Annotated in this window: 9 protein-coding genes; 3 read left to right on the top strand and 6 right to left on the bottom strand. The window is 71.3% G+C overall.

The window, feature by feature from the left end:
- On the top strand, positions 1–357 hold a 357-nt coding region (locus AC31A1_RS44080), incomplete at its 5' end, for an aromatic-ring hydroxylase C-terminal domain-containing protein (protein ID WP_489658702.1).
- 10 nt (positions 358–367) lie between these two features.
- Positions 368–739 carry a DUF6479 family protein gene (locus tag AC31A1_RS44075; protein WP_393750821.1) on the top strand — a complete coding sequence of 124 codons (372 nt, stop codon included), beginning with the start codon at positions 368–370 and terminating at the stop codon, positions 737–739.
- 45 nt (positions 740–784) lie between these two features.
- Here the strand turns inward: AC31A1_RS44075 and AC31A1_RS44070 are convergent, their stop codons facing one another.
- The 5 genes from AC31A1_RS44070 to AC31A1_RS44050 all read right to left on the bottom strand — a co-directional run bounded on the left by AC31A1_RS44070 (position 785) and on the right by AC31A1_RS44050 (position 5,081).
- Positions 785–1,897: a sensor histidine kinase gene (locus AC31A1_RS44070; protein WP_489658701.1), complete on the bottom strand. Its 1,113-nt coding sequence runs from the start codon at positions 1,895–1,897 to the stop codon at positions 785–787.
- A gap of 6 nt (positions 1,898–1,903) precedes the next feature.
- Positions 1,904–2,641, bottom strand: coding sequence for a response regulator transcription factor (locus AC31A1_RS44065; RefSeq protein WP_489658700.1), 738 nt, complete (start codon positions 2,639–2,641; stop codon positions 1,904–1,906).
- Between the two features lie 113 nt (positions 2,642–2,754).
- Positions 2,755–3,156, bottom strand: coding sequence for a VOC family protein (locus tag AC31A1_RS44060; RefSeq protein WP_489658699.1), 402 nt, complete (start codon positions 3,154–3,156; stop codon positions 2,755–2,757).
- A 50-nt stretch (positions 3,157–3,206) separates the two neighbouring features.
- A complete protein-coding gene (locus tag AC31A1_RS44055) occupies positions 3,207–3,722 on the bottom strand; it encodes a DUF7144 family membrane protein (protein WP_489658698.1) in 516 nt (171 codons plus the stop codon).
- A gap of 72 nt (positions 3,723–3,794) precedes the next feature.
- Complete coding sequence (locus tag AC31A1_RS44050) at positions 3,795–5,081, bottom strand: hypothetical protein (RefSeq protein ID WP_489658697.1); 1,287 nt, start codon at positions 5,079–5,081, stop codon at positions 3,795–3,797.
- Positions 5,082–5,241: 160 nt separating this feature from the next.
- On the opposite strand from AC31A1_RS44050, the gene AC31A1_RS44045 reads away from it, so the two are divergent.
- Positions 5,242–5,733: a hypothetical protein gene (locus AC31A1_RS44045; RefSeq protein ID WP_489658696.1), complete on the top strand. Its 492-nt coding sequence runs from the start codon at positions 5,242–5,244 to the stop codon at positions 5,731–5,733.
- Positions 5,734–5,806: 73 nt separating this feature from the next.
- Here the strand turns inward: AC31A1_RS44045 and AC31A1_RS44040 are convergent.
- A partial coding sequence (locus AC31A1_RS44040; RefSeq protein WP_489658695.1) for a DUF6445 family protein occupies positions 5,807–6,464 on the bottom strand: 658 nt, incomplete at its 5' end.

Raw genomic sequence — 6,464 nt, 5'->3', positions numbered from 1 at the left:
GTCCTGCGCCCCGGCGACCGCGCCCCCGACGCCCCCTGTCTGGACGCTGCCGGCCACCCGGTCCGGCTCTTCCAGGTGTACGCGGACCCGCGCTTCACCCTGCTCGGCTTCGGCGCCGAAGTCGCGGACGCGGTCGGCAAGTTGGCGGTCGAGCACGGCGACCTGCTCCAGGCGTTCACGGTGGACGGCGGCGGTGATCTGCGGGACCACGAGGGGCACGCCCGTCGCGCGTACGGCGTCACCGACCCGGCGCTCGTCCTGGTCCGCCCCGACAACCACATGGCGCTGCTGACCCGAGACCCGGCAGAAGTGGCGAAGTATCTGACCCGAATCGCTCCATTCCCCCCGAAAGAGTGATACTCGAAGTATGAGCACGGCAACGTATGAACTGCTGGCCGCGTCGCACAACACACTCGACGTGGGCGCCGCCTTCCTCGGTGGCCTGGTGATCGCAGGCGCGCTGGTCTGGGCCATCCATTTCGGCATGAAGGTCCGCGACCAGGAACTTCCCCGGCCGCTCCCCGAGGAGCAGCCCCACCTCCCCGCAGGCGGCGCCGTCCACGAGATGCGCGAGATGCGGGAGCCCGACGAGATGCCCGTCGCCTCGGAGGAGAAGGAGCGGCTGATGCCGTACCAGCTCCATCACTCCGGGACCAGAACGGGAAAGGACCAGAGCCGGCTGCGCTGGCTGCCCGGGAGGAGCGGTTCCTTCGGCGGGGGCGGCATAGGCCACGTGTGACCACTGAGTGACGGTGTGACCGCGTGACGGTAGGCCCGTGTGGCCTCACGCCTCCGCGGCAGGCAACGTCACCTCGAACCGGCAGCCGCCCGACACGTTCCGTACGGCGGCCCGTCCCTGATGCGCCTCGACGATCCCGCGCACGATCGCGAGGCCGAGCCCGGCCCCGGCAGGCGGGGTCCGGGCGTGCGTGCCGCGCCAGCCGGTGTCGAAGACGCGCGGCAGATCGTCCTCGGGAATCCCGCCGCACCCGTCCGTCACCGACAGCACGACCCCGTCGGCGGACCGTTCGGCGGCAATGGCCACGGTGCCGTCGGCGGGCGTCCGCCGGATCGCGTTGACCAGCAGATTTCCCAGCACCCGGCTCATTTCCTTGCCGTCGACCTCGACGGGCACGGGTTCGATCCGGTCGCCGACCAGCCGTACGCCGTGCTCGCGCGCGAGCGGGTCCGCGCCGGCGAGGGCGTCGCCGATGAGGTCGTAGAGGGACATGCGGGAGCGGGTGAGGGCGAGCGATCCGGCGTGGATGCGGGAGAGCTCGAAGAGGTCGCCGACCATGTCGTTGAGGCGTTCCACCTCGGTGCGGATCTGGCGGAGGTAGCGACCGGGATCGGCGGCGACCCCGTCCTCCAGGGCCTCGGACATCGCGCGGAGGCCGGCCAGCGGGGTGCGCAGGTCGTGCGAGATCCAGGCGACGAGTTCGCGCCGCGAGGACTCCAACGCCCGCTCGCGGTCGCGGGATTCGGCGAGCTTGGCGCTGGTGGCGGCCAACTCGCGGCTGACGTCGGCGAGTTCGGCGGTGGCGGGGCGTGCGGGGGCGAAGTAGTCGCCGCCGTCGCCGAAGTCACGGGCGGCGAGGGCGAGTTCACGGCTGCGGGCGACGACCCAGCGGCCGAGCAGCAGCGCGGTGAGCAGGGAGACGACGGCGGCCATCGCGACCACGGTCGTGACCACGGACAGATCGTGCCGGGACAGGAACATCGCCTGCGCGACGGCGAGCGTCCCGGCGAGCATCGCGGTCACGGCGACCGCGGCGACGACGGACACGGACGCGGTGAGCGACCGTCGCCGCAGCAACCACAGGGCACCGGCACCGAGCACCCCGGCGGCAGCGGCTCCGAGAAAGGCGAAAAGGGCGATGAGCAGGGCGTCACGCATGACCGGTCAGTCCCCCTCGGTGCCGGTGGGATCGAAGCGGTACCCGATCCCCCAGACCGTCTGGATGTACTGCGGCCGCCCCGGATCGTCCTCGACCTTCCCGCGCAACCGCCGCACGTGCACGGTGACGGTCGACAGATCACCGAAGTCCCACCCCCACACCTCGCGCATGAGATCCTCCCGTCCGTACACCCGCCCCGGGTGCCGAAGGAAGAAGGCGAGGAGATCGAACTCCCGGTGGGTGAGGGCGAGTTCGACACCGTCCTTGGTGGCGCGGCGGGCGGCGGGGTCCACGCCCAGTCCCCCGGCGCTCAGCGGTACGGCGGACCCGACGGGCGACCGGGACCTCCGCAGCACGGACTCCACCCGCAGCACGAGCTCCCGAGGACTGAACGGCTTGGTGACGTAGTCGTCGGCCCCGACCTCCAGCCCCAGGATCCGGTCGTCCTCGTCCCCCCGAGCGGTCAGCATGATCACCGGCACGGGTCCCCGCCCCCGCATCCGCCGGCAGACCTCCAGCCCGTCCATCCCGGGCAGCATCAGGTCGAGCACGACAAGATCGGGCCAGTGCGCGTCGGCCCGGGCCAGCGCCTCCGGCCCGTCCGCCGCCCGCTCCACGACATACCCGGCCCGGTCGAGATACCCGGAGACGACTTCGGCGACGGTCGGATCGTCATCGACGACCAGCACCCGGGCACCGACCGCCCCCTCGGCCTTCCCGACCTTCTCGTACGACTGCTGCATGGGGCCAGCCTCGCACTCCACAGCCGCCGATGGTGCCCCGCACCGGCTCCGGGGGACAGGACGTCCGCGTTTCGTAAGATCCCCCGCGGTGTGCCGGGGGCGACCGGCTCACGTCACGGATCCGCCCGGTCCGAGACCGGGAACAGACAGAACTCGTTCCCCTCCGGGTCGGCCAGCAGGTGGTGGTCCTCGTAGCGGGCGAGGACGCCGGCACCCAGGCCCACCAGCCGACGGGTCTCGGCCTCCAGGTCCGTCGCCAGCAGGTCCAGGTGGAGCCGGTTCTTCGCCGACTTGGGCTCCGGTACGAGCTGGCACCAGATCCGCGGGCCGCCCGCCTCCGGTTCGATCAGTACCGTCGGATCGTCGTCCGGGCCCGCCACACCCAGCGCATGCAGGCGGGCCAACTCGGCCTCGTCGTAAGGAGCTACGGCGTACCCGTCCAGCGCCGCCGCCCAGAAGCGGGCCGTGGCGGCGGGACGGGCGCAGTCGATGACGATGTCGCGGAGTCGGGCCATCGGTGCATCATGCACACCGATGGCGACCGTTGTCCGACCCTTGCCCTTCTCTACCGGCTCGCCCCGGCGGACGCGGGGTTGTACACCGCCAGTGCCCAGATCACGAACACGTCGACCGCGATCATGATCACCGACCAGACCGGGGCGTACGGGAGGAACATGAACTGGAGGATGGCGCTCAGGCTCGCGAGGACGATGCCGCAGACCCGGGCCCAGCTCATGCCCTGGAGGATGCCCCAGCCGGTGATCGCGCCCACCGCGCCGAGGCAGATCAGGATGACGCCCCAGCCGGTGAGGTTGATGCTGTAGATGTAGTCGCCGACGCGGGTGTAGACGTCGTCCTTGGCCAGCGCGGAGATGCCCTGGAGGATGGCGATGACGCCGTTCATCAGCATCAGGACGCCGGCGAAGACCGCGCCGCCCATCGCGAGGCCGCCACCGGACGGGGGTGCGTCGTGGCGCCGGGTTCCGGGGGCCTGGCCGGAGTCGTTCCAGGCCGGGGGCCGCTCCTGGCCGCCGGCGGACGGCGACTGCGGCTGCTGCGTCGAGTGCGGCTGCTGGGTCATGGCCGTACCCCGCCTCTCTGTGGTGTGTGGTGCTTCGACCATCCGGCCGCCGCACCCCCTCCACCAGGGGAGTTACGCCATACGGGTGACACCCGACGCGGCACCCGGTTCGGGCCCCGGGCCCGGTTCCGCAGCCAGGAACTCCACCACCGCCAGCGCGAACAGCACCGCGAGGCCCAGCCCCACCACCACCCACCCCGTCGGATACGACCACAGGAGATACGCCAGCAGCGCCCCACCCACCAGCACCCAGCTGATCCACGCCCGGTACCGGCGCACGAACGGCCCCACCGGCCCGGTCCGCAGCCCCGCTCCGTCGGCGACCGCCCGCACCGCCCCGATCCCGGACGTCCACAGCCGTCGTACGAGACCGGCCCGGCGGCCAGGACCCGTCAGCCAGGCGCCCAGGGCGACCACGACACCCAGCGCCACGACCATCCGTACGGTCGTGTGCAGGAAACGGGTCAGCGCGTCGTACACCGCGGCGGCCGCGCCCGGTGACACTCCCGCCGGGAGCGCGTCCAGGTAGACGGCGCGGAAGATCCGTAGCGCGATGCCCAGCAGGGCCGTCGTGGCGGCCATGCCCAGCGCGCCCGTCACCAGGGCGCGCCGGCGCCGGCCCGCGAGCAGAACGCCCGCCGCGACCAGCAGCACCGCCACCAACGGCAGCCAGGTACCGGCGAGTTGGAGGAGTCGGAAATATGTCCTGTACTTGCCCAGGTCGTCGCTCTTGAGCAGCGTGACCGACGTGTGGATCTCGGGGATCTTCCCGGCGACCGTCATCCCCTCGTCGACCAGCCGCTGTTTCACCTGGTCCACCACGGGGCCCACGTCGAGCGTCACCGCGCCGTCGTCGAGCCGTACCGCACCGCCCCCACTGCCGGTCAGGGCCTTGTCCACAGCGCTGTGGACACGGCGGTTGGCGTCCTTCCAGATCGTGGCGAACGCGTCCGAGGCGGCGACCGCCTGCGCCTTGTCGTGGACGAAGGCGCGGACCGCGTCCTCCAGGGAGCCACCCAGCGCCCCCAACGCCTTTTCCAGCAACGGGCGTTGATCGGGCGCCGCACCGGACAGCAACGCGGTGAGATCGAGGTGGTCCATCACGGCCGCAGTCACCCGGTTCGCGACGGCGTTCTGGATGGCCGGGTCGGAGGCGAGCGGCGCCACCGTCTTCACATAACGGTCGGTGTCCCCCACCGTGTCCGCCGTCCACGCGGCCACGACGCCGAGTGGCGCGAGGACACACCCGACGACGATCAGCAGGATCGCGACCAGCGAACGCACCCGGCGCCCCGGTCCCCGCCGCCGCTCCGCCTCCAGTTCGGCCACCCGCGCCCGCAGCCGGTCGAGTTCCGTCACCCGTGCCTCCTCCGCGCGTGTGACTGCCAGCGCACCCCCGATGGCCCGGGGCCGCGAGCAGTGCGGTGCCGTTCGGGTGACGCCGGCATGCGGCCGTACGGCATCGGACCTTCACTGGAGGGACTGCCTGGGGGGACTACCTGACGCTCATGGAGGCGACATGACCTGGAACAGGCGCGGTGCGGTGCGGGTGGCGGCGGCTGTCACCCTGGGCCTAACCGGTCTGGCCGGGTTGACCGGTTGTTCTGACGACAGCACTCCCAGCTCCGTCGCCAGCAAGGCCGCGTCCGCCGTCGCGTCCATCGGCGCACAGGCCACCGACGCGATCGCATCGGCCACCGCCGAGGCCGGCCGCAAGCTCGACAACGTGAAGAACGGCGTCGACGCGAAGGACGCCGTCCAACTCGCCACCCCCACCACCGACTCGGCCGGCCGCAGCACCGTAGAGGTCACCGTCGACAACACCGACGGCTCGGCCAAGTCCTTCGCCGTACAGGTCGAGTTCAAGGACGACGGCGGCAACCTGCTCGACACCGTCGTCGTCACCGTCTCCCACGTCCCGGCCCACAAATCCGCTACGGCGACCGCCCGCAGCAACCGCGAACTGTCGGGCGCCGTGAAGGCGGACGTCGGCACGGCGCTGCGGTACTGAGTCCCCCAGTGCCGCTGGACCTTCGCGAACTCCCGTAGGAACGGGGGGTGTTGGGGGTCAGGCCATCCAGTACTCAGGCCATCCAGAAGAACACGGCGGTCATCCGCTTCTCCTCCAGCGTGCTGCCGTGGTAACCGGTCGCGCTGTGCACGAGGTTGGCGTGGTAGAGCAGCAGGCTGTTGTACTTGTGCGGCACGCGCACGTCCTCTTCGAAGGCGTCCGGCGCCACGAACCGCGTACCCAGCGCCTCGACGAGGTTGTTGTGCGGGGCCTGCACGACGTTGCCGCCGAGGCGTCCGCCCGGCAGGTGCTGCCGGTAGAAACTGGTACCGCAGTCCTTCGGCACGGAGGGGTTGAGATACAGCACGGCGGCGTACCGGCACAGGGCGCGGGAATCGGTGTGCGGCCGGGGTTCGCTCTCGCCCTGTCCCACGACCTGGATGCAGTTGTGGTTGAGCGTCCCGCCGCCGGGCGCCTTCTCCACCCACAGTTCCTTGACCCCGATCGCCTGCTTGACCAGCCGCTCGATCCGCCCCAGTTCGGCCGGCTCAAGCCCCGGCATGGTGCGCAGCCCCGGCCAGGTCTCCGACGTGTACGGATACCCCTTGACCCAGTCGTCCTTCGCGAGACACCGCTCCCGTACGGCATCCACGTCCGGGAGCACGTCGTTCAGCACCCAGTAGTCACGGCCCTTGGTGGGCTTGCGGTACGGGAGGACAGGGAGGGGGGCC

The sequence above is a fragment of the Streptomyces sp. P5F9 genome, from assembly GCF_057961495.1.
This window is presented reverse-complemented; position numbering and strand designations above follow the sequence as displayed.